General features: G+C 49.0%; 20 protein-coding genes, 1 tRNA gene and 1 pseudogene. 3 read left to right on the top strand and 19 right to left on the bottom strand.

Going from position 1 to position 23,244, the window contains the following annotated elements; genetic code table 11:
• Positions 1-37 precede the first annotated feature (37 nt).
• The 9 genes and pseudogenes from HMPREF3091_RS05630 to mltB all read right to left on the bottom strand — a co-directional run bounded on the left by HMPREF3091_RS05630 (position 38) and on the right by mltB (position 8,379).
• Positions 38-130, bottom strand: a tRNA-Ser gene (locus HMPREF3091_RS05630).
• Positions 131-489: 359 nt separating this feature from the next.
• The gene (csrA, locus tag HMPREF3091_RS05625) at positions 490-675 is read right to left on the bottom strand and encodes a carbon storage regulator CsrA (protein WP_004091602.1); all 186 of its coding nucleotides are present in this window, start codon (positions 673-675) and stop codon (positions 490-492) included.
• Between the two features lie 253 nt (positions 676-928).
• A complete protein-coding gene (gene alaS, locus HMPREF3091_RS05620; protein WP_070714700.1) occupies positions 929-3,556 on the bottom strand; it encodes an alanine--tRNA ligase in 2,628 nt (875 codons plus the stop codon).
• Between the two features lie 134 nt (positions 3,557-3,690).
• On the bottom strand, positions 3,691-4,131 hold the full coding sequence (gene recX / locus HMPREF3091_RS05615) for a recombination regulator RecX (RefSeq protein WP_070714696.1): 441 nt from the start codon (positions 4,129-4,131) through the stop codon (positions 3,691-3,693).
• Positions 4,132-4,197: 66 nt separating this feature from the next.
• Entirely contained in the window at positions 4,198-5,250 is a 1,053-nt protein-coding gene (recA, locus tag HMPREF3091_RS05610; protein WP_004091607.1) for a recombinase RecA, read from the bottom strand.
• A gap of 72 nt (positions 5,251-5,322) precedes the next feature.
• On the bottom strand, positions 5,323-5,811 hold the full coding sequence (gene pncC, locus HMPREF3091_RS05605) for a nicotinamide-nucleotide amidase (RefSeq protein ID WP_070714694.1): 489 nt from the start codon (positions 5,809-5,811) through the stop codon (positions 5,323-5,325).
• 107 nt (positions 5,812-5,918) lie between these two features.
• Positions 5,919-6,044, bottom strand: a pseudogene (locus HMPREF3091_RS22840) (efflux transporter periplasmic adaptor subunit); the annotation flags it as partial.
• Positions 6,045-6,263: 219 nt separating this feature from the next.
• Positions 6,264-7,025, bottom strand: coding sequence for an AraC family transcriptional regulator (locus tag HMPREF3091_RS05595; RefSeq protein WP_070714690.1), 762 nt, complete (start codon positions 7,023-7,025; stop codon positions 6,264-6,266).
• A gap of 268 nt (positions 7,026-7,293) precedes the next feature.
• Complete coding sequence (gene mltB, locus HMPREF3091_RS05590; RefSeq protein WP_070714687.1) at positions 7,294-8,379, bottom strand: lytic murein transglycosylase B; 1,086 nt, start codon at positions 8,377-8,379, stop codon at positions 7,294-7,296.
• A 321-nt stretch (positions 8,380-8,700) separates the two neighbouring features.
• Here mltB and mutS point away from each other — a divergent pair, with 321 nt between their 5' ends.
• Complete coding sequence (gene mutS / locus HMPREF3091_RS05585; protein WP_070714686.1) at positions 8,701-11,259, top strand: DNA mismatch repair protein MutS; 2,559 nt, start codon at positions 8,701-8,703, stop codon at positions 11,257-11,259.
• A 104-nt stretch (positions 11,260-11,363) separates the two neighbouring features.
• On the opposite strand, the gene rpoS is transcribed toward mutS, so the two are convergent.
• The 10 genes from rpoS to rppH all read right to left on the bottom strand — a co-directional run bounded on the left by rpoS (position 11,364) and on the right by rppH (position 20,994).
• A complete protein-coding gene (rpoS, locus tag HMPREF3091_RS05580; RefSeq protein ID WP_004091615.1) occupies positions 11,364-12,350 on the bottom strand; it encodes an RNA polymerase sigma factor RpoS in 987 nt (328 codons plus the stop codon).
• A 52-nt stretch (positions 12,351-12,402) separates the two neighbouring features.
• A complete protein-coding gene (gene nlpD, locus HMPREF3091_RS05575; protein WP_083321369.1) occupies positions 12,403-13,380 on the bottom strand; it encodes a murein hydrolase activator NlpD in 978 nt (325 codons plus the stop codon).
• A gap of 496 nt (positions 13,381-13,876) precedes the next feature.
• Positions 13,877-14,509: a protein-L-isoaspartate(D-aspartate) O-methyltransferase gene (locus HMPREF3091_RS05570; RefSeq protein ID WP_004091619.1), complete on the bottom strand. Its 633-nt coding sequence runs from the start codon at positions 14,507-14,509 to the stop codon at positions 13,877-13,879.
• Positions 14,503-15,264: a 5'/3'-nucleotidase SurE gene (surE, locus tag HMPREF3091_RS05565; protein WP_070714683.1), complete on the bottom strand. Its 762-nt coding sequence runs from the start codon at positions 15,262-15,264 to the stop codon at positions 14,503-14,505. The genes HMPREF3091_RS05570 and surE overlap by 7 nt, the downstream gene beginning before the upstream one ends.
• Entirely contained in the window at positions 15,245-16,291 is a 1,047-nt protein-coding gene (gene truD / locus HMPREF3091_RS05560; RefSeq protein WP_070714679.1) for a tRNA pseudouridine(13) synthase TruD, read from the bottom strand. The genes surE and truD overlap by 20 nt, the downstream gene beginning before the upstream one ends.
• A gap of 3 nt (positions 16,292-16,294) precedes the next feature.
• Entirely contained in the window at positions 16,295-16,768 is a 474-nt protein-coding gene (gene ispF / locus HMPREF3091_RS05555; RefSeq protein WP_004091628.1) for a 2-C-methyl-D-erythritol 2,4-cyclodiphosphate synthase, read from the bottom strand.
• Between the two features lie 75 nt (positions 16,769-16,843).
• The gene (ispD, locus tag HMPREF3091_RS05550; protein WP_070714677.1) at positions 16,844-17,551 is read right to left on the bottom strand and encodes a 2-C-methyl-D-erythritol 4-phosphate cytidylyltransferase; all 708 of its coding nucleotides are present in this window, start codon (positions 17,549-17,551) and stop codon (positions 16,844-16,846) included.
• A 129-nt stretch (positions 17,552-17,680) separates the two neighbouring features.
• The gene (ftsB, locus tag HMPREF3091_RS05545; RefSeq protein WP_004091640.1) at positions 17,681-18,025 is read right to left on the bottom strand and encodes a cell division protein FtsB; all 345 of its coding nucleotides are present in this window, start codon (positions 18,023-18,025) and stop codon (positions 17,681-17,683) included.
• A gap of 176 nt (positions 18,026-18,201) precedes the next feature.
• Positions 18,202-20,448, bottom strand: a complete 2,247-nt coding sequence (ptsP, locus tag HMPREF3091_RS05540) for a phosphoenolpyruvate--protein phosphotransferase (protein WP_035503014.1) — start codon at positions 20,446-20,448, stop codon at positions 18,202-18,204.
• A 12-nt stretch (positions 20,449-20,460) separates the two neighbouring features.
• The gene (gene rppH, locus HMPREF3091_RS05535; RefSeq protein WP_004091644.1) at positions 20,461-20,994 is read right to left on the bottom strand and encodes an RNA pyrophosphohydrolase; all 534 of its coding nucleotides are present in this window, start codon (positions 20,992-20,994) and stop codon (positions 20,461-20,463) included.
• Between the two features lie 712 nt (positions 20,995-21,706).
• On the opposite strand from rppH, the gene mutH reads away from it, so the two are divergent.
• Together mutH and HMPREF3091_RS05525 are read left to right on the top strand one after the other, a co-directional pair.
• Positions 21,707-22,393 carry a DNA mismatch repair endonuclease MutH gene (gene mutH / locus HMPREF3091_RS05530; protein WP_096081187.1) on the top strand — a complete coding sequence of 229 codons (687 nt, stop codon included), beginning with the start codon at positions 21,707-21,709 and terminating at the stop codon, positions 22,391-22,393.
• A gap of 101 nt (positions 22,394-22,494) precedes the next feature.
• Positions 22,495-23,211 carry a TerC family protein gene (locus tag HMPREF3091_RS05525; RefSeq protein WP_004091648.1) on the top strand — a complete coding sequence of 239 codons (717 nt, stop codon included), beginning with the start codon at positions 22,495-22,497 and terminating at the stop codon, positions 23,209-23,211.
• Positions 23,212-23,244: the final 33 nt, after the last annotated feature.

The following is a 23,244-nucleotide window of genomic DNA, read 5'->3' as shown; positions in this document are numbered from 1 at the left end:
GCCGAGTACTCTATCCAGCTGAGCTATGGGTGCAAAATGGCGGTGAGGCGGGGATTCGAACCCCGGATGCAGCTTTTGACCGCATACTCCCTTAGCAGGGGAGCGCCTTCAGCCTCTCGGCCACCTCACCTTACGCATATCTTTCGATCCGTGCTGACTAACTTTGTTTAAGCTCATCGGCACTGCGTGGCGCACATATTACTTTCTGGGGTTTATAAGTCAAACATTTTTTCGAGACTCTGATTCGTTTGTGTAAAACACAGTCAAAAAGCACGATTTTAAGGCAAGCTGTTGATTTAATAATCACGAAATGGGGATATAAAACCACAAAACCCAGTCATGGTATCGGCAGAAAAAAGTAAACGTGAGCGGATCTGGCAGTGGCAAAACAGAAAGTGGGAGAAAAAATACGAAGAGAGACAGAATTTACTGCGAAGATAGTCGGGGTAGCGTTAGCGCCCCGCATAAACACGGGACGCTACACTAGGATTAGTAAGTCGTCTGTTGAGACTTTTCAGCCTGAATACGTTGGTAAATCTCTTCACGATGGACAGAAACCTCTTTCGGAGCATTAACCCCGATGCGAACCTGGTTTCCTTTAACACCTAATACAGTGACCGTTACCTCATCACCAATCATGAGGGTTTCACCCACTCGACGAGTCAAAATTAGCATTCTTTGCTCCTTGAAAGATTAATTAGAGTCGGGTCTCTCAGTTTCCCCGCCATTATCCATCATCTATTGTGAAAACGTAACCTATAACAAGTTCATAATGTGTAAGCAGATTAGGCTGAACCACACTGTATGTACAAGTTTAGTCCAAATGGTATACACCGTAGTAATTTTTATAACAAGCGTGTTAACTAAAAAACAAAAAACGCCATACCTGACAATAAGATATGGCGTTTGTTTATCAAGCGATCCTAAATTACAGCTTATCGGCAACCCAAGCTTCGACGCCAGCCAGAGCCTGAGGTAATGCTGCTGCGTCACTACCGCCAGCCATCGCCATATCAGGACGACCACCGCCCTTACCACCGACCTGCTGGGCAACCATACCGATCAGCTCGCCAGCTTTCACCTTATCGGTCAGATCTTTGGTCACGCCAGCAACCAAGCTCACCTTGCCTTCCGCAGTCGTCGCCAGAACCACTACGCCTGAGCCAAGCTGGTTCTTCAGATCATCAACCATGGTACGCAGCATTTTGGCTTCAACGTTGTCCAGTTGACTCACTAACAGCTTCACGCCCTTCACATCAACGGCTTTGCTAGAAAGTGAAGCACTCTCCTGTGCAGCCTGCTGATCTTTAAGCTGCTGTAGCTCTTTTTCCAACTGACGTGTTTTATCCATCACCGCGCGGATTTTTTCCGCGACGCTGTGAGCATCGCTCTTCACTAACGATGCCGCTTCACGTAGAGCATCGGCATCCTGATGCATAACCGCAATTGCGCCTTCACCGGTTACGGCTTCGATACGACGCACGCCAGCCGCAGTACCCGCTTCAGACGTGATACGGAACAAGCCGATATCGCCGGTCTGACGCGCATGAGTACCGCCACAAAGCTCAGTTGAGAAATCACCCATACTCAGCACGCGAACGCTTTCATCGTATTTCTCACCGAACAACGCCATTGCACCCTTCGCTTTCGCGTCTTCGAGATCCATGATGTTAGTTTCGATTGGCAAATTACGACGAACTTGCGCGTTGACGATATCTTCTACCTGACGAATTTGCTCAGGTTTCATCGCTTCAAAATGAGAGAAGTCGAAACGCAGGTTGCGATCGCTCACCAGAGAGCCTTTTTGCGAGACATGATCGCCCAGCACCTGACGCAGCGCAGCGTGCAGCAAATGAGTCGCAGAATGGTTCAAACGGATGCGACTGCGACGAGCTTCGTCGATAGTGGCCTCAACGCTATCTCCCACCTTCACAGAGCCCTGTGCAACTTTGCCCTGATGACCAATTGCTTGACCATATTTTTGGGTGTCGGTCACAACAAAACTTACGCCCTGTGCGGTCAATTCGCCTTTATCGCCAACCTGACCGCCTGATTCTGCATAGAACGGCGTTTCGTTCAGAACAACTACGCCTTCTTCGCCCGCATTCAGAACGTCAACGGCCTGACCATCTCGGAACAGCGCGGTAACGCTGGAACGCTGCTGGTTATGGTCGTAGCCAGAGAACTTAGAGGCACCATCGACGCGGATCATGCTGTTATAGTCAGCGCCAAAACCGCTAGACTCACGCGCACGACGACGCTGCTCTTCCATTGCACGCTCAAAGCCGATTTCATCCACTTTCAGATTACGCTCACGGCATACGTCAGCGGTCAAATCCAGAGGGAAACCATAGGTGTCATACAGACGGAAAGCCGTTTCTCCATCCAGCATATCGCCGCTCAGTTTGGACAGTTCATCGTCCAACAGCGCCAAACCACGCTCCAGAGTACGAGCAAACTGCTCTTCCTCAGTTTTCAGAACCTGTTCAACCATTGACTGCTGGCGCTTCAATTCATCGGCGGCTGGGCCCATCACTTCGATTAACGGTGCAACCAGCTTGTAGAAGAAGGTCTCTTTTGCGCCCACCATATTACCGTGGCGCACAGCGCGACGGATGATACGACGTAGCACATAACCACGACCTTCGTTAGATGGCAGTACGCCGTCAGAAACCAAGAACGCACAGGAGCGAATATGGTCGGCAATGACGCGCAACGATTTGCTAGACAGATCGGTAGCACCGGTCACTTTTGCCGTAGCGGCAATCAGCGTGCGGAACAAGTCGATATCATAGTTAGAATTAACGTGTTGCAGCACAGCAGCAATACGCTCCAATCCCATGCCGGTATCAACTGACGGCTTAGGCAGTGGCAACATTGTGCCATCTGACTGGCGATTGAACTGCATGAAGACGATGTTCCAGATCTCAATGTAGCGATCGCCATCTTCTTCAGCGCTTCCTGGAGGTCCACCCCAGATATGGTCACCGTGATCGTAGAAAATCTCGGTGCATGGACCACAAGGACCGGTATCCCCCATTTGCCAGAAGTTATCTGAAGCAAACGGTGCACCTTTGTTATCGCCGATACGAATAATACGCTCACGTGGAACACCCACTTCGTCAGCCCAGATATTGAAGGCTTCGTCGTCGGTTTCGTAAACGGTCACCCACAGCTTTTCTTTCGGCAAATTGAACCAGTTTTCACCGGTCAGCAATTCCCATGCAAACTGAATTGCATCATGCTTGAAATAGTCGCCGAAGCTGAAGTTACCCAGCATTTCGAAGAAAGTATGGTGACGCGCGGTATACCCGACGTTTTCCAAATCGTTATGTTTACCACCCGCACGAACACAACGTTGAGACGTTGTCGCGCGGCTGTAGCTGCGTTTATCGATGCCGAGGAATACATCCTTGAATTGATTCATACCTGCGTTAGTGAACAACAACGTTGGATCGTTGTTCGGAACCAGAGAGCTACTCTCTACTATCTGGTGCCCTTTACTATGGTAGAAATCGAGAAACGCTTGACGGATCTCAGCGGTACTCTTGCTCATAATTGTCCCGGAGTCAGGCTAAAAGAACTGTAGTGAACAGACCCTCTCGCAATTGACTGCAAGTCGGTCGCACACAAACATAAAGTGGGAATAAGATAAATTTTCTTCACTGCGAAGTAAAATCCCGCGTGCATTCAATCCGACAAATTGGAGAAAACAGCGTAAATTTCTTCCTGAAAGAAGCCTCGGTACAATAAAAATCGCTGCACCTTTGCTTTTTCTTTCCATTCTTCGGGGAGAGTTTGACCAAACTTACGATGCGCAGTTTGTTTCGCCAATGCACACCAATCGATATCTGACGACGCAAAAGCATCATGGATAAGATCGCGAGCAATGCCTTTCATTCCTAATTCTTGCTGAATTCTTTGTACGCCGTACCCTTTTTGGCTACGCATCACGAGATAACGTTCAGCAAAACGGCGATCGTCCAGCCAATGATGTTCGTGGCAATAGGCGATAGCTTGTTCAACGTCTTCTTCAGAAACGTCTTGCGCCGCAAGTTTGCGGCGCAATTCAGTTTCGCTATGGTCACGTTGAGCAAGTAACCGCATCGCCCGATTCAGTGTTTCAGTCACTAATTCGTTCCTCGAGGCGGTTCTTTATGCCGTTGAGTACGGCATATTTTCTCAAACAACACGTGATTATGCGTCGTCTTCCAGCAGCTCTTCGTCAGCAGAAGGCTTGTGGTTAGCATTCTCTGCCGCTGCATGGCTCAACAACAGTTCACGCAGTTTAGTATCTAACTCGGCACGAATTGCAGGGTTTTCCTGCAGGTACTTCATGGAGTTTGATTTACCCTGACCAATCTTGTCACCGTTGTAGGCATACCAAGCACCGGATTTATCTACCAGCTTGTGTTTAACACCTAGATCGATCAGCTCGCTTTCTTTAGAGATACCAGCACCGTAAAGGATCTGGAACTCAGCCTGACGGAATGGAGGTGCTACCTTGTTTTTTACCACTTTCACACGGGTTTCATTACCCACAACTTCATCGCCGTCTTTAATCGCGCCGATACGACGGATATCCAAACGAACAGAAGAGTAAAACTTCAGAGCATTACCACCGGTAGTCGTTTCTGGGTTACCGAACATCACACCGATCTTCATACGGATCTGGTTGATGAAAATCACCAAGCAGTTTGCATTTTTGATGTTAGCGGTCAGTTTACGCAGCGCTTGAGACATCAAACGCGCCTGCAAACCCACATGGGAGTCGCCCATCTCGCCTTCGATTTCTGCTTTAGGCGTCAGCGCCGCTACGGAGTCAACGACGATGACATCAACCGCGCCGGAACGAACCAGAGCGTCACAGATTTCTAACGCTTGCTCACCGGTATCTGGCTGAGAGATTAGAAGATCGTCTACTTGAACCCCTAATTTACCTGCGTAGATTGGGTCTAACGCATGCTCGGCATCGATAAACGCACAGGTTTTACCGGCGGCCTGAGCGCTGGCGATCACAGACAGAGTCAGCGTCGTTTTACCGGAGGATTCTGGGCCAAAGATTTCAACCACACGCCCCATCGGCAAACCGCCAATGCCCAGAGCAACGTCCAGACTCAGAGAACCTGTAGATACAGAATCAATATCCAACGTCTGGGTATCACCAAGACGCATAATAGAACCTTTACCAAACTGCTTTTCAATCTGGCCTAACGCAGCGGCTAGAGCCCTTTGTTTGTTCTCGTCCATCTGTTACTCCATGCATAGCGAACCTGAAATTGGTGTTGATTATACTGTATAGTCATACAGTATCAAGTGTGATTAAAGAAATTTTTCAATTAACACACGAAGAGCAAACTCTGCCGCCAGCTGACGCACCTGTAAACGTCCACCGGGGAAATATTGGCGAATAGCGTAAGCACGCCCGTCTTTCGCCGCAAAACCGAACCAAACGGTTCCCACAGGCTTAGCCGCCGAACCACCGTCTGGCCCCGCAATTCCGCTGACAGAAATAGCAAAGTCGGCATGAGCCACTTTCAATGCCCCCTGCGCCATCTCATTCACCACGGCTTCACTGACCGCACCATAAAGCTGTAATGATTCATGAGTGACGCCCAGCATCTCGTGCTTAGCCTCATTGCTGTAGGTGACGTAACCGCGCTCAAAATAGGAAGAACTGCCGCTGATATCCGTAATCGCTTTAGCGATTAATCCGCCGGTACAAGACTCGGCGCAGGTCAACGTAGCACCGATTCCCTTTAGGCGCTCCCCCAGCGTCACGCTCAATTCAAGTAACACATCGTCCGTCATGTATTATTCCTTTGTACGGTGAGAATCGGTTTTTGATATTAGCACTTTCCTTCGAAAAATGTGCTCAGATGTGCGGTGGGAAAAACTGAAAATGCGTAGGGGATTCCATAGTTAGCGTGATAAGACACAGGATCGATCTGATACAGCAACGCCTCTGCGATGATATTGCTTTCTGCAACAAAATGGCGTTTAAGAATAATGCCGCCTACCTGCGGCCTTACCTCAGCCACTCGCCTCATTGGATAAATTAAGAAGTAATGTGAAAGTTATTATAATTTAATCATGATAAACAATGCAGGTAATAGATCTTAATATTGAGATATCAGACACTCTTGAAAAACATCCGGCGTGTTATTTACAGTCAATATAAAAATGGAGAGTCCCTTCGATAAATAAACATAGACTTACAATCGAAGGGATGAATAAGTATCGTCAAAAATTAGCTTAAATGACTAGCCTTGCATTTTAGAGGAATATTTTCTTATGTAGCTTAACGGTGTAGTGCCGTAGTATTTTTTGAACACAGAAATAAAATAAGATGTACTGCTATAACCACACAGTGCCGATACCTGAGTGATACTCTGATGATAAATAGTCAATTGTTCAGCAGCAAAACGCATCCGGCAGTCGGTAATAATTTGGGTATAGCTTGTATTTTCCTCACGCAAACGTTTTTTTAAAACGCTAGCGCTCATACATAAAGAACTAGCAATCGAACCAAGCGACCATTCTTTAGAGATATTGCTCTGAATCATGGTATACACCTGCGTTCTCACCTCATTTTGGCTCACTTTAATCAGGAAAGGCAGGAAGCGACGATGAGCGAGAAAAACGGAGAGTACAGTGAAGATCAGCGAGTTTTTACGTACTCGGCTAATATCATCTAAGTCTTCTTGCTGGGACAGACGCGCCGCTTCTGCAAAAATCTTAGGCGCACGGCATGGCTCAACGAAATAATCAGGTGAGCGCCTAGCCTCATGGCAAACTTTACTAATATCTCTTTTCAGGAAGGTGAGATAATTATTTATCGTCTCTCGACCAATGTATGTCACACATTGGTTATCAAAGTGATTAATTTCGATCGGATTATTTTCACAAGGAAGTAAAATAAGACTATTTGCCTTAACGTCAGTGATCTTTTCGTTATTAATACAGATTTCGGTATTTTGTGTTGTCAGCACAACTGCGCAGCATTCTTGGCAGCGTAATTTCATAAATAAGCTCCATTAAATGGATATTGTTTATGCTGATAATAAACAGACATATAAACTCAAATCGTTTTACTATCAATTGCGATGCTAGTAATGGTTGTCATTTTGGGGGCGCTATTATTTATATTTAAATAGCTAAAATCAACACCTCACCGCCGAGCAAAGAAAAATCCTAATCGTTATTTAAAATAATGATAATAGAAATAAGTCTATTATTAAGAAGTACAAACAAAGAAAGACGTCTCTCCCAATAGGGAGAGACGATAAAAGGTCAGTTCTGGAATACGCTGCCTTGACGTGCAGCCTCACCTAGCTGCCACACAGCCATTGCATAATGGGTGCTGTGGTTATAACGAGTGATCGTATAGAAATTCGGTAAACCGTACCAATATTGGTAGCCCGTCCCCATATCAAGCCGCAACAGACTAGCCTGCTGATAGCCATCTAATGAGCTCTGTGGACTCAGCCCCGCTTCCGCCAAGGCAGAAATCGTATAGTTGGTTTTGAAACCGTTCTCTAACGATGGAGCTTGTCCGTTTGCCGGGACGGCAACTTTTTTACCCGACTGCCAGCCATGCGCTTTGAAGTAATTTGCGACGCTGCCAATAGCGTCTTCCGGATCCCACAGATTAATGTGTCCGTCACCGTTGAAATCGACCGCATAGCTTTTAAAGGATGACGGCATAAACTGCCCGTATCCCATAGCGCCCGCAAACGATCCTTTTAGGCTGAGAGGATCATCGCCTTCTTCTCGTGCCATTAATAAGAAGGTTTCCAGCTCACCAGAGAAGTATTCAGCACGGCGTGGATAGGCAAACGACAGTGTCGCCAAGGCGTCAATAATACGGGTTTTTCCCATAACGCGGCCCCAGCGAGTTTCGACGCCAATGATACCCACAATGATTTCTGGTGGTACGCCATAAACTTGTTGTGCACGCTGTAACGCATTTTGGTATTGATTCCAGAATACTACGCCATTTTGCACGTTATCAGGCGTGATGAATTTACCGCGATAACGCAGCCACGCGCCGTTTGGCCCCGAAGGTGGGCGTGTGGTCGGTGCCTGACGATCCATGAGATTCAATACATAATCCAGACGCTTGGTCTGAGCCAATACGTCATGCAATTGCTGACGATCAAAACCATGCTCGCTGACCATTTTGTCGACGAAACGATTCATTGCTGGATCGTAGGCAAAATCACCCAGCTGTACTTGGCCTGAATGAGAAGGCTCAAGCAAAAAGCCGCCCTTCGCAACCGGAGGAGTAGTTTCAGTCACGTCGTTAGACGGTTTCGGTTTGCTACTACAAGCAGATAGCAAAACAACAATAGGCAGCAGCGCGGTTAAATAACGCATCGAATATCCATAGCAATGCAAGAAAAAGTGATCAATATGTTAGCGCGTTGTCTGGAGGGTGCAAACTGGAATCTCAGGTGTCTCAATATTAAACGTCCCCGTCTTTTCGCCGTATACGTGTATAGCGCGGCATATATACATGCAGTATTTGCGAAGCACTTCCAGATATTAGCTATGTCAGTTTGCTAGTCGCTACGTTAGTATAGCGGCATAAAAACCCGTTCCAAACACAGCAGTTAACCGAACGGTTTCGTGGTGCTTAATCAGAACCCAAAAAACCACGACTATCTTTGAATTCAACATATTAGATATAGAAATTCTATGAGCGACATGAAAAACCTAGACTCACATACCCCCATGATGCAGCAATATCTTAAGCTGAAAGCTCAGCATCCAGATATCCTGTTATTTTACCGCATGGGCGACTTCTACGAGCTCTTTTACGATGATGCCAAACGTGCATCCCAGCTCATGGATATCTCTCTCACCAAACGTGGTGCTTCCGCCGGTGAGCCCATTCCGATGGCGGGTATTCCACATCACGCAGTGGAGAACTATCTCGCTAAGCTGGTGCAGCTTGGCGAATCTGTCGCGATCTGTGAACAGATTGGCGATCCAGCCACTACCAAGGGTCCCGTAGAGCGTAAGGTTGTCCGCATCGTCACACCAGGCACCATCAGTGATGAAGCGTTACTCAAAGAACGTCAAGACAACCTACTGGCTGCCATTTGGCAGGACGCTCGTGGCTTTGGGTTTGCGACGCTCGATATCAGCTCTGGGCGTTTTCGCGTTGCGGAACCCGCCGATCTTGAAACAATGGCGGCCGAACTGCAACGAACTAACCCTGCTGAGCTGCTGTACCCGGAAGATTTCGCCTCCATGGCGCTCATTGAAAATCGTCGTGGTTTGCGCCGTCGGCCATTATGGGAGTTTGAACTCGATACCGCTCGCCAGCAGCTTAACCTGCAATTCGGTACCCGCGACCTTAACGGCTTTGGCGTAGAACAAGCGACTCAGGCGCTGCGTGCCGCCGGTTGTCTGCTGCAATATGTCAAAGACACGCAGCGTACGACGCTACCCCATATCCGCGGGATTACTATCGAGCGCCAGCAGGACGGTATCATCATGGATGCCGCCACACGTCGTAATTTAGAGCTCACACAGAATCTGTCCGGCGGGGTAGAAAACACGCTAGCCGCCATTCTGGACTGCACCGTAACACCGATGGGCAGCCGTATGCTAAAACGCTGGGTACATATGCCCAGTCGCGACCACAAAGCGCTGAATAATCGCCAGCAGGCAATTGAAGCACTTCAGCCATTAGTGGATGATCTACAACCGCTTCTTCGGCAGGTCGGCGATCTTGAGCGTATTCTCGCACGCTTGGCTCTACGAACCGCCCGCCCACGCGATCTTGCACGCATGCGTTACGCGTTCCAGCAGCTGCCTGAAATTCAGGCGCTTATCGGCGGCCATGCTACACCGCATATCGCAAAACTGGCCGAACATGCTGGTCAGTTTGAAGAACTACGCGAACTATTAGAGCGAGCCGTGGTTGAAACACCTCCGGTACTGGTGCGTGACGGTGGCGTTATTGCGCCAGGCTATAATGATGAACTAGACGAGTGGCGCGCTCTCGCCGACGGCGCTACCGACTATCTGGATCGACTTGAAATTCGCGAGCGCGAGAAGCTGGGATTAGACACGCTGAAAGTTGGCTTCAACGGCGTGCATGGTTATTACATTCAGGTCAGTCGCGGCCAGAGCCATTTAGTGCCTATTCACTACGTGCGCCGTCAAACGCTAAAAAATGCCGAGCGCTATATTATTCCCGAGCTAAAAGAGTATGAAGATAAAGTTCTGACCTCTAAAGGCAAAGCGCTGGCGTTAGAAAAACGTTTGTATGAAGAACTGTTCGATTTGCTGTTGCCGCATCTGGCTGACCTACAACAGAGTGCCACTGCGCTGGCGGAGCTGGATGTGCTGAGCAACTTGGCTGAGCGTGCAGACACACTCAACTATGTACGCCCAGAGCTGAGCGATAAAGCGGGAATCAAAATCGTGGGTGGCCGCCATCCGGTCGTTGAACAGGTGCTGAAAGAGCCTTTCATCGCAAACCCGCTGTCGCTCTCCCCACAGCGTCGCATGTTGGTCATCACCGGTCCGAACATGGGCGGTAAAAGCACCTATATGCGCCAAGCTGCGTTAATCGTGCTAATGGCGCATATTGGTAGCTTTGTCCCTGCCGAAAAAGCGGTTATAGGCCCCGTCGATCGCATCTTCACCCGCGTTGGTGCGGCGGATGACTTGGCTTCAGGCCGCTCTACATTCATGGTTGAAATGACCGAAACAGCCAATATTCTGCACAACGCTACCGAAAATAGTCTGGTGCTAATGGATGAGATTGGTCGTGGTACATCGACCTATGATGGATTATCGCTCGCGTGGGCCTGCGCTGAAAATCTGGCTAGCCGCATCAAAGCCATGACGCTATTTGCCACCCATTATTTCGAATTAACTACGCTGCCAGAAAAACTTGAAGGCGTATACAACGTGCATCTGGATGCATTAGAGCACGGTGATACCATCGCCTTTATGCACAGCGTACAAGATGGCGCAGCCAGCAAAAGTTACGGCTTAGCCGTTGCCGCACTGGCCGGTGTGCCGCGCGACGTGATTAAACGAGCACGCCAAAAGCTCAAAGAGTTAGAAACACTGTCGGCGCAAACCGGCAATAGCCAAATTGATGGTTCGCAGCTTCAACTATTGGCAGAGCCAGAATCTTCACCAGCCGTAGATGCATTAGAAGCGCTCGACCCTGATGCGCTGACACCTCGTCAGGCATTAGACTGGCTATATCGTTTGAAAGGGATGATGTAATCATTCGCCCTTAAATGTAAAAAAGGTGAAGCCGCTAAGCTTCACCTTTTTATTTTACGCGGTTTCGAAAACCTGACTCATTCAAAGAACAATGATGAAAACCTTTATTCCCTGAACAGCGCCTCAATGCTAAGACCTTGACCTTGCAGTATTTCGCGTAGGCGGCGTAAGCCTTCAACCTGAATTTGACGCACGCGCTCACGGGTTAACCCTATTTCACGCCCAACGTCTTCCAGCGTAGCGGCTTCATAACCCAGCAGACCAAAACGACGCGCTAATACTTCGCGCTGCTTGGCGTTAAGCTCAAATAACCACTTAACAATACTCTGCTTCATGTCATCGCTTTGCGTGGTGTCTTCCGGGCCGCTTTCATTCTCATCGGTGAGAATGTCCAGCAAGGCTTTTTCCGAATCACCTCCCAGCGGGGTATCCACTGAAGTGATTCGTTCATTCAAACGTAGCATACGGCTAACGTCTGTGACCGGACGATCCAGCTGTTCAGCAATCTCTTCCGCGCTCGGTTCATGATCCAGTTTGTGTGAAAGTTCACGTGCGGTACGCAGATAAACGTTCAACTCTTTGACAATATGAATCGGCAAACGAATGGTTCGCGTCTGATTCATGATAGCCCGCTCAATAGTTTGGCGGATCCACCATGTGGCGTAGGTTGAAAAACGGAAGCCGCGTTCAGGATCGAACTTTTCAACCGCCCGAATTAAACCTAAATTGCCTTCTTCAATCAGATCTAATAATGCAAGACCACGATTGCTGTAACGACGGGCGATTTTCACCACCAGACGCAGGTTACTTTCGATCATTCTACGACGAGACGCGTCGTCACCACGCAGCGCCCGTCGTGCAAAAAAGACTTCTTCTTCTGCAGTTAGCAGCGGAGAATAACCGATTTCACCCAGATAAAGCTGAGTAGCATCAAGAACACGTTGCGAAACGGCCTGTGCCATCAATTCATCGGATGAGTCAACCTCGGTGGGTTCTTCAACGAGTACCTTCTCGTCAAACGCTTCTTCCCCGTTCTCATCGAAGTCTACTTCTTCATTTAACTCGTTAACTTTCAGCGTATTCTGGCTCATAGCTGTACCCTACCCGTGATATTGCGGGCAGAATACGGCGATTCTGCCCCGACTATCGCTGCGGCAAGTAGCGCAGCGGGTTTACGGATTTCCCCTTGTAACGAATTTCAAAGTGCAATCTTACTGAGCTGGTTCCGGTGCTCCCCATGGTTGCAATTTTTTGACCCGCCTTAACCTCTTGTTGTTCCCGGACCAGCATCGTGTCGTTATGGGCGTAGGCGCTCAGGTAGTCATCATTGTGTTTAATGATGATCAGATTTCCGTAACCACGCAGGGCGTTGCCGGCGTATACCACACGGCCATCAGCCGTGGCGACCACCGACTGGCCGCGTGAACCCGCGATATCAACCCCCTTGTTTCCACCTTCGGCAGAAGAGAAGTTGTCGATAATTTTACCGTCAGTAGGCCAGCGCCAGGTTCCAACTGGAGCACTACTGCTTACGCTACTGGCTGACGAGTTCGGAACTGTTGCTGCGGCAGTCGTCGTTGCCGTCGCTGTCGATGCCGGCAACATTTTGCCAACATTCTGTTTACCCGAATTATCAGAATACGCTGTGGTTGATTGAGAATCAACACCTGTGCTCTTAATTTGACCACTTGACGGCTGAGTTGGCACGCCACTCGTTCCGTCGTTAGCTGCAAGCATTCCGCCACTATTGCTATTGGCATCTAATTTAATAGTTTGGCCAACATTGAGGCTGTACGGGGCTGGAATGTTGTTTTTCTCTGCAAGATCGCGGAAATCGTTCCCCGAAATCCACGCGATATAAAATAATGTATCACCACGTTTTACGGTATAAGTGCCGCCGTTATAGCTTCCCTTCGGAATATTCTGATAACTGCGATTGTATATGATACGACCACCGTCGCCTGTTTGTGCCCCGCCATTATTATTTCCGGCGTTCGACAGCATGCGGTCATTACCACCTCCATTTACGGAGCTTATTGGTGCAGAGCTATTGTCTGACGTACAACCCGCTAACCACAAAGTTATCAAAGTACACGCCGCGACTTGGCGCCACTTTATCATCGTGCTTCCCATGCTTATGCTTCCCCCACGACAGCAAAATCAGCGATATCCAACATATTCAGTCTCTTATACGTCTACATTACGAGGAGCAACCGCCACAAGTAATAAGAGCATCACGTGCTCTGAACCGACTAACCCAACCATAGGGTTAGCGAAAAACATCAAATAAGATAAAAATCAGGTAAGACTCCTCTATAGAGTCTCGCCTGCTGCATTTAGTTTCCAGCCATATACGACAAGAAGTAATGAATTGGACACTAAAAGCAGAGTGCGGGTCAAATACGAATCAGTAAGAATAATCCTTTTACAGAATTATACCCTTCATACTTAAAGCTATATCGTCGCTGGTTACGCTCACTATTCGCCCTATCTCTCGGGGCTATCTCTATTTAAAGGACATTCCCTGAAGAGCCAGCACGAGCGTTATTCAAAGGTCAGAACCTTCAGTCACACAACGCCAATCATTTTGGATATAGCTTAGCAGTTAGCTGAAAAATCAGGCTAATTCTCCCTGAACTAAAGGAACAAATCTTACCGGTTCGATAGACTCCACCAAGAAATCATTACCACGACGCTGCACACAGCGCAGATGCTGGGTTTTATCAAACTCGCCGACGGGCAGAACTAAACGCCCACCGTCAGCCAACTGCGCTAACAATGCTTCTGGAATTTCAGGCGGTGCCGCGGTCACAATAATCGCATCAAACGGCCCACGCGACGCCCAACCCTGCCAGCCGTCACCGTGACGCGTTGAAACATTGTGTAAATCCAACTGTTTGAGGCGTCTTTTCGCCTGCCATTGCAGGCTTTTAATCCGCTCAACCGAGAAAACATGTTGAACAAGGTGTGCTAACACCGCGGTTTGATACCCCGACCCGGTGCCAATCTCTAGCACTTTAGCCTCTGGCCCCACACGTAATAGCTCGGTCATTCGCGCCACCATATAAGGCTGCGAAATAGTCTGCCCCAAACCTATAGGTAAGGCCGTATTATCGTAGGCCTTGTGAGACATGGCCTCATCAATGAATTTTTCACGCGGTACTTCGGCTAACGCCTTTAGCACTCGCTCATCACCGATCCCTTGCTGCATCAACTGCTGCAATAAGGTCAGCACACGTCTATCTACCATTCCTCACCGACCTTAGTCTGTTCAAGCCACGAAGAAAGCAAATCCTGCGCGTGATATGCCGTTAAATCCACCTGCAAAGGTGTTATCGAGACATAGCCTTGCTCCACGGCGGCAAAATCAGTATCTGGCCCAGCATCCTGTTTTTCCCCCGGAGGCCCAATCCAGTACAGATCCCGCCCGCGTGGATCCTGCTGATGAATCACCTTATCAGCAGGGTGTCGACTACCACAACGCGTCACTTTAATGCCTTTAACCTGTTCCAGTGGTAAATCTGGAACGTTAACATTCAAAATTCGTCCCGTACGCAACGGGTATTGTGCCAATGCTTTCAGCAAGCGGCACGTCACCTGTGCAGCAGTATCATAGTGCTGGAAACCATCAAGTGAAACCGCCAGCGCAGGAAAACCTAAGTGACGACCTTCCATTGCCGCCGCGACGGTACCGGAGTAAATCACATCGTCGCCCAAATTGGGTCCCGCATTAATGCCAGAAACGACAATCTCGGGGTGCGGCCGCATCAGTGCATTAACACCAAGGTAAACACAGTCGGTTGGCGTACCGTCAATCACGCTGATATCCCCATTCGCCAGCGTCTCAATACGCAATGGCGATTCAAGCGTCAGCGCGTTTGATGAGGCGCTGCGATTACGATTGGGCGCCACAACCTGTACCTGAGCAAACTCACGTAGCGCTGCAGCCAACGTTTGAATGCCCGGAGCCATTACGCCGTCATCGTTACTCAGCAAGATCCGCATTTGGGTTTTCCTGATTGAATAACTCACGCACAATACTGGTCGCAAAACTGCCTGCTGGAAGTGCGAACTCAACTTCTACCGTCGCATCGTCCCACCAAGACCAGCTCATCTCCTGTGGTTTCACCAGCATTGCCCGGCGCGCAGATTCCACTCGTTCACGCTTAACCAATGCCAGTAAATCGGCATAGTCAGCAATGGCTTGCTGCTCAAATTCGGCGGCTAAATCGCGCGTACCGAGATCGTTATCTCCCGGCAACGCTGCCGTAATCTGTAGCTCACCGCCGTCAGTTCGCTGCTGTAGGCTTTCTAACTCTTCGGCATTGGCGACAAACCAACTGCCGCGACCGGTTAGCTGCATGGCATCACCCAGCATCACCTGACGCTGCAAGCCCTGCGCCAAACGCATATTCGTTATTTGATTGAACATAGCGCTACGTGCAGCAGAAAGATAGAAACTGCGTTTGGCTCGCTCTCTGACCTGAATTTCGCCACGCGACCACTTGGCCGCCTGAATCAGGTTATTTCCGCCACGGCCAAAACGTTGAGCACCGAAATAGTTTGGCGCGCCTTCTGTCGCAATCGCCTGTAAGCGCTGCTCAACGTCGTCACGGTCAGTGATATGGCGTAGTACCAAGCGGAAAGTGTTGCCTTTCAACGTACCAATTCGCAGTTTACGCAAATGGCGCGCGCTGCGAACCACTTGGCAACCTTCCAAAATAAACTGGCTGAGATCGGGTGACTCTTTCCCTGGCAGATGCAGACAAAACCACTGTTCGGTTACCGCATGACGGTCTTTTAATCCCGCGTAGCTGACCGAACGTTGGGGAATTTTTGCGAAACGTGCGAGGTTATCGGCAACGAACTGTGTATTGCAGCCTTCCTTGCGAATACGCACTAGGAGATGTTCGCCTTCGCCATCCGGTTCAAACCCCAAATCTTCAGAGACGAAGAAATCCTCAGGGAAAGCCTTAAGAACACCGGTGCCCTGAGGACGCCCATGCAGATAATGGAGTGCATCAAAATCCACGCGTTACTCCTTAATCAACAATGCAACCGCTTCGCAGGCAATACCTTCGCCACGACCGGTGAAGCCTAATTTCTCTGTTGTCGTCGCTTTGACGTTAACATCATCCATATGACACTCGAGATCTTCGGCTAAGTTAACGCGCATTTGAGGAATATGCGGAGCCATCTTCGGTGCCTGAGCGATAATAGTGATATCGAGGTTACCTAAGCGGTATCCCTTGGCGCGGATGAGACGATAAGCTTCGCGTAGCAACGCACGACTGTCAGCACCTTTAAACGCGGGATCGGTATCGGGGAACAGTTTGCCAATATCGCCCAGCGCAGCGGCTCCTAACAACGCATCGGTTGCGGCATGGAGCGCCACGTCACCGTCTGAATGCGCAAGCAAACCAAACTCGTAAGGAATACGCACGCCGCCAATGATCAGAGGGCCTTCGCCACCAAATTTATGAACATCAAAACCGTGGCCAATTCTCATCAAGCATTCTCCTTTGGAGGCTGTGTTAAAACGAAAAAGAGTAAAACAAAGAGGTACATATCAACGCAGAAAAGACTACGTGCGCTGCGACAGATAAAACTGAGCTAACGCAAAATCTTCAGGCCTTGTGACCTTGATATTATCAGAACGGCCAGACACCAACAGGGGATGATAGCCGCAATACTCCAACGCTGATGCCTCATCCGTCACGTTAGCGCCTTCATTAAGCGCACGTTCCAGACACATCATCAGCAACTCACGAGGAAAGAACTGGGGAGTCAACGCATGCCATAGCGCTTCGCGATCGACCGTATGCGCAATACTGTTGATCCCCGCTTCCGCTCGTTTCATGGTATCGCGAACGGGGGCTGCGAGGATCCCACCAACTTTAGATGTGTGGCGCAGGGCCAGCAAATTGCTGAGATCGTCTTGATGCAAACAGGGGCGGGCGGCGTCATGCACTAACACCCAATGCGCATCTGTCGCCGCTTTTAGACCAGCAAAAACCGAATCTGCACGCTGCGCACCGCCGTATACCACCTGCACACGCGGATCTTTTGCCAGCGGTAAATTGTAGAAATAGCCGTCATCAGGACTTATGGATACAACCACCCGCTCAACATCGGCATGACGTAATAACGCCGCCACCGAATGTTCGAGGATCGTTTTACTATCGATAGACAAATATTGCTTTGGGCAGGTCGAGCGCATCCGGCTGCCAACACCCGCGGCTGGCACAACGGCGACGACAGGAAAGAGTGGTGATTCGTCAGGAGCACTCATACATTTTGGCTTGTAGTTATTAATATTAGGATTCGAACTGTTTAAGCCAGTGTCATGAAACGCATATGCATTAAATCAGGCTCAACGTTATCGCTGACAGGCACCATTGGCAGATACTACTGACGGGGGCTAATTTCGTGCTGTAGACGATGAGGACGAAGGCATTGGCGAAGACTGAGTCGTACCACCATTGCGTTTCGACTGATCAGGCACCAGACGATAGAATGTTTCGCCAGGTTTTATCATACCAAGTTCGTTACGTGCGCGTTCCTCAATGGCTTCTTGCCCACCATTTAGATCATCAATTTCAGCAAATAGCTGATCGTTGCGAGATTTCAGCTTGCCATTATTAGCTTGCTGAGCCGCAACATCTTCTTTTACGCGCACATAATCATGGATACCGTTTTTGCCAATCCACAATGAATATTGCAACCAGCCTAACAGTATCAATAATAATAGCGTTAATTTACCCATTCACGCCCCCTGAAAAACCGCACAATCATCCCACAACTTTTAGCGAGACTCCACACTAGAGGGAAAATTACTGCGTAATACAGGTTTCTCTTTAGTAAATGCGGATAACAAGACCTCTTTATTGTGAATAGTTTAGGATTAATCATTATCAAGAGATGGAAAACAAAACAAAAAAATTACAAACCACCACGAATTAAGCCGCCAAGCCCACGGCGCTCCATAAAGGCGGCGGTGAGATGACGAACTTCCGTCGACATTTGGCTTTCCAATACACGCTGAGCTAGGAAGCTTGCATCTTCGAGCTCAATAGTTCGCAGCAGGTATTTAATACGTGGAACGCTATGGCCGTTCATGCTGAGATTGCGATATCCCATCCCCACCAGCAATAGCGCTCCCATCGGATCTCCCGCCATTTCCCCACATACGCTAATCGGTAGATTCAAGCGATCACACTCCTGAACCACCTGCTGCAATACGCGCAACATTGCGGGATGTAAGCTGTCATAGAGTGAAGCGACGCGGGTGTTATTCCGATCGACCGCTAACAGGTACTGCGTTAAATCGTTCGTCCCAACGGAAATGAAATCCACGCGCTCAGCCAAAAATGGCAGTAGAAAAATCAGCGACGGCACTTCCAGCATTACGCCAATGCGCGGCTTGGGCAGTGCATAGCCAATCATCTCTTCAACTTCCCGCCCTGCGCGTTCAATCAGTCGTTTCGCCTCATCCACTTCGCTCAGGCTGGTCACCATCGGCAGAAGAATATTTAAGTTGCCGCTTGCCGCATTGGCTCGCAACATGGCTCGAACCTGAACCAAGAAGATCTCAGGTTGATCGAGCGTGATCCGAATACCACGCCAGCCAAGACTTGGGTTCTCTTCGCTAATCGGCATATAAGGTAATTGCTTATCGGCACCAATATCCAACGTTCGCAGCGTGACTGGCTTATTTGGATTGATCTGCAGCATTCCCTGATACTGAGCCACCTGCTCTTCTTCAGAAGGGAAACCGCTTTGCAACATAAACGGAATTTCAGTGCGGTACAGCCCAACGCCATCCACTCGGCTATCTTGCCGCTGTTCATGCTCGGCGCTGAGGCCCGCATTAAGCATCACCTGTACACGTTCACCACTTTTCAATTGGGCTGGTTTTTCGGCGTCGTCTTCCGCCATCTTGCTTAGCACAATCTCTTCATTCACCAAGCGCTGATATTCATGTACCAACACAGGATCGGGAGCGACTAACACTTCGCCGCGGTAACCATCGACAATCAGCTGACGCTCATGCAGCAACGTCGGCTGAATATCGGCCCCCATTACCGTAGGTACGCCCATCGCGCGCACTAAAATTGCCGCATGCGAGTTGGCCGCACCGTCACGCACTACGACGCCCAGCATACGTTCTTGAGGAACCTCGGCCAAAATAGTGGCCGTGAGTTCATCAGCAACCAAGATGAAGCGCTCAGGCCATTGGTTGATGCCCGTAGCATTATCATCGAGATGGAAGAGCAGACGTTGCCCCAGCGCACGCAGATCGCTCGCTCGCTCGCGCATATAAGGATCTTGTAGATTGGCGAACTGTTCAGCAAAACGCTCGATGACCTGCTTCACGGCCCACTCGGCAACGGATCCGGCATCGATCTCATTCATCAACTCACGTTTCAGTCTAGCGTCGTTGATCAGGTGAGAGTAAAGATCGAAAATCGCTGCGCTATCTTTCTGGGAATTTGCCGTAAAACGTTTGCTGAAGCGGCGAAACTCGGCGGCGGCATCTTCCAACGCCTGCGTCATACGCTCACGTTCACTTGCGCTATCTAGCGTAGAGGCTTGAAAAACCTGCTCGAGTGACGGCTGACTAACATCCATCCACCCTTCACCGACGGCGATCCCCGGCGATGCGGCGATCGCTCGGATCCTATTTTGCCGTAGGCGCCCAAACAGGCCGTTAAGCTGTGCCTGCGAGAGGATCCCTGCTAACTGCGTTGCGAGCGTCACTAAGAATGACTCTTCAGTTTCATTGAACTGACGAGATTCACGCTGCTGCACGGCAAGAACGCCCAACAGTTGGCGGCGATAAATAATAGGTACACCAAGAAAAGCACGGTAGCGCTCTTCTTTTACCTTTGGCACATATTTGAAACTTGGATGGCTCGGCGCATCAGCCAAGTTAATCGGCTCAGCCAAACGCCCAACTAGCCCGACAATTCCTTCGTCGAAAGCCAGCGTAACCACACGCCCACGCGGTTTTTTCAAACCGCGTGTCGCCATCAGGTAATAGCATTGACGATCGTTGTCAGCCAAATAAATGGAACACACTTCAGTGTCCATTGCCTGACAGGTTTCGTTAACGAGCACTTCCAGTGCGTCAGTTAAGCTTGCGGCCGCAGCCACCTTCTCTACTATTTCCCGCAAACGCGTGAGCATGATTAAAGCCACTTAACCTCTTTTACGGCGATAAGCAGGAGAAGTCCGCGCCGTTGGCGGGGTCACTTCCTGCAATGGCATGACCACAGGTGAGAATTCTTTCATCACCCGACGATATACATCGCGTTTAAATGAGACAACCTGACGCACCGGATACCAAAAACTGACCCAGCGCCAGCCGTCAAATTCAGGCGTACTACTCCGTTGCATGTTGATTTCAGACTCATTGCACATGAGCTGTAACAAAAACCAACGCTGCTTCTGGCCGATACATACCGGCTTCGTATCCCAACGCACCAAACGTTTAGGTAATTTATAGCGTAACCAGTTGCGGGTTGATGCAAGAATTTTGACATCTTTTCGCCCCAACCCCACTTCCTCAAACAGTTCGCGGTACATCGCCTGCTCGGCGGTTTCTCCGGGATTGATTCCCCCTTGAGGAAACTGCCAAGAATTCTGACCAAAGCGACGGGCCCAAAGAACTTGCCCCTGCCGATTACAGATTACGATACCCACGTTTGGGCGGTAGCCATCATCATCGATCACTGGACTACCTCAATAGCAAATTCGCAAGATAGAGTGATTGTTTCACACTCCCCAGTGGCGGTAAACCACCGCATGAAATCGGGTAAAAAACGGATAACATTGGGATAACTCACAGATTCAACCATAGTTATAAACATTACCCGGTGCCCAAAGTCGTTTTTATTCACTTTTTCTGTGGATATATTTGTGTAGAACTTCAGGGGAAAGGGTGTAAACCTTTGGATAGCTCTAAAACACCGACTTTACACATCCTGACATTAATCTTATATATCAGTCAAATAGACATAGATAATCCTATCACTGATGCGTAGAAATGTGATCTATGCACGCTTTGGATCTTAGCTTGTTTAAAGATCGTCCAATGGCGATTTTATCCACAGCTTATTCTCAAAACTTGCACACTGAGGCGTCAATTTCCCAAAAAAACCCCTACGTCAAGCCTGTAAATCAAACCAGTGATCGGTAAATAAATGGGTTATCCCAAAAATCTGTGGATAAATAGGTGTAACATCCTGTTCATTGTCGGTGTCTAGTCTTGCACAACAAATTTTAGAAATTGCCGTAAAAACTATTTTTGAGATATTTTCTTTTATGAATCATGGTATTATTTCTGGCTCGACGTTATTCACTCCGCGTCGATATTTACCCACAGCGAGCTGTGTGTTTTTTAACCACACAGTGAGTTCTGTACAAAACGCATGAAACTTCAATGATGACAACGCCTCAACTACCAACCGCCGCTCCCGAAAATGTGCAACAACTGTTAAATCGAGCCCAGTCATTGGCCGGTTATACTCTGGGTGAATTGGCGTCTAAGGCCGCCGTGGCTATTCCACGGGATCTCAAACGCGACAAAGGTTGGGTCGGCATGTTGCTGGAGCTTTACCTTGGCGCCAGCGCAGGCAGCAAACCTGAGCAGGATTTCCCTGAAATCGGCGTAGAGTTAAAAACCATCCCTATTGATAGAAGCGGAAAGCCGCTAGAAACCACTTTCGTGTGTGTCGCCCCCTTGACGGGAAATAGCGGCATTACTTGGGAGTCCAGCCACGTACGCCATAAACTCCAACGTGTGTTGTGGATACCCGTTGAAGGCGAGCGCCAAATCCCATTAGAGCAGCGCCGAGTCGGTAGCCCCCTACTCTGGACACCCAGTGCAGAAGAAGACGAGCAACTTAAACGCGATTGGGAAGAATTGATGGATATGATCGTACTGGGGAAAGTTGAGCGTATTACCGCTCGCCACGGCGAAGTGCTGCAAATTCGTCCAAAGGCGGCAAATAGCCGCGCGCTAACCGAAGCCACTGGCGAGCATGGTGAACCGATTCACACCTTACCCCGTGGTTTTTACCTGAAGAAAAACTTCACCGCAGCCCTTCTCGCACGGCACTTTTTACTCTGATTCTGACCGCTCGCAATGAATTTCAGTACGTCCTAAGGCTCCCTGAAGTCTCAAGAAGGCGTATAATCCTTGTTTAACGTTTATTTAGGTAGTATTTCGTCATGTTTGAATGGATTGTGGATCCCAATGCCTGGTTAGCCCTAGGAACGCTGACTATTCTAGAAATTGTTCTCGGCATTGATAACATCATTTTCTTGTCTCTGGTTGTCGCTAAACTTCCTAAAGCTCAACAGAATAAAGCCCGTCGAATCGGTTTGTTAGCAGCGATGGGAATGCGTTTATGCCTATTGGCTTCTATTGCTTGGGTAATTCGTCTGACTCATCCGTTATTTACCCTGCTTGATCACCCAGTTTCTACCCGCGATCTCATCTTATTGCTCGGTGGGCTGTTCCTTATTTACAAGGCAATAAAAGAGATCCACGAAACCATCGAAGGCGGTGGTGAAGATATGACCAGCAACGTACACTCATTTTTGGGCGCCATTGTCCAAATTATGCTGCTGGATATTATCTTCAGTCTGGATTCGGTCATCACCGCCGTTGGTCTATCTGACCATCTGTTTATTATGATGGCGGCCGTGGTGATTGCGGTTGGGGTCATGATGTTTGCGGCGCGCCCGATTGGTGAGTTTGTCGCACGTCATCCATCGGTCAAAATGCTGGCGCTGTCGTTCCTCATCCTAGTTGGCTTTACGCTGATCTTAGAAAGTTTTGGCATACATGTGCCGAAAGGTTATATCTACTTTGCGATGTTCTTCTCTATGACGGTAGAAGCCCTGAACCTACTGCGTAGCAAGAAAGAGAAAACCAACGAATAATATCTCAGTCATTATCTAAAATTGAAAAGGAGA

Origin of the sequence: Hafnia sp. HMSC23F03, assembly GCF_001816025.1 — a bacterium.
Lineage (GTDB): Bacteria > Pseudomonadota > Gammaproteobacteria > Enterobacterales > Enterobacteriaceae > Hafnia > Hafnia paralvei.
The sequence above is the reverse complement of the archived record's forward strand: the minus strand, read 5'-3'. Positions and strand labels throughout refer to the sequence as shown.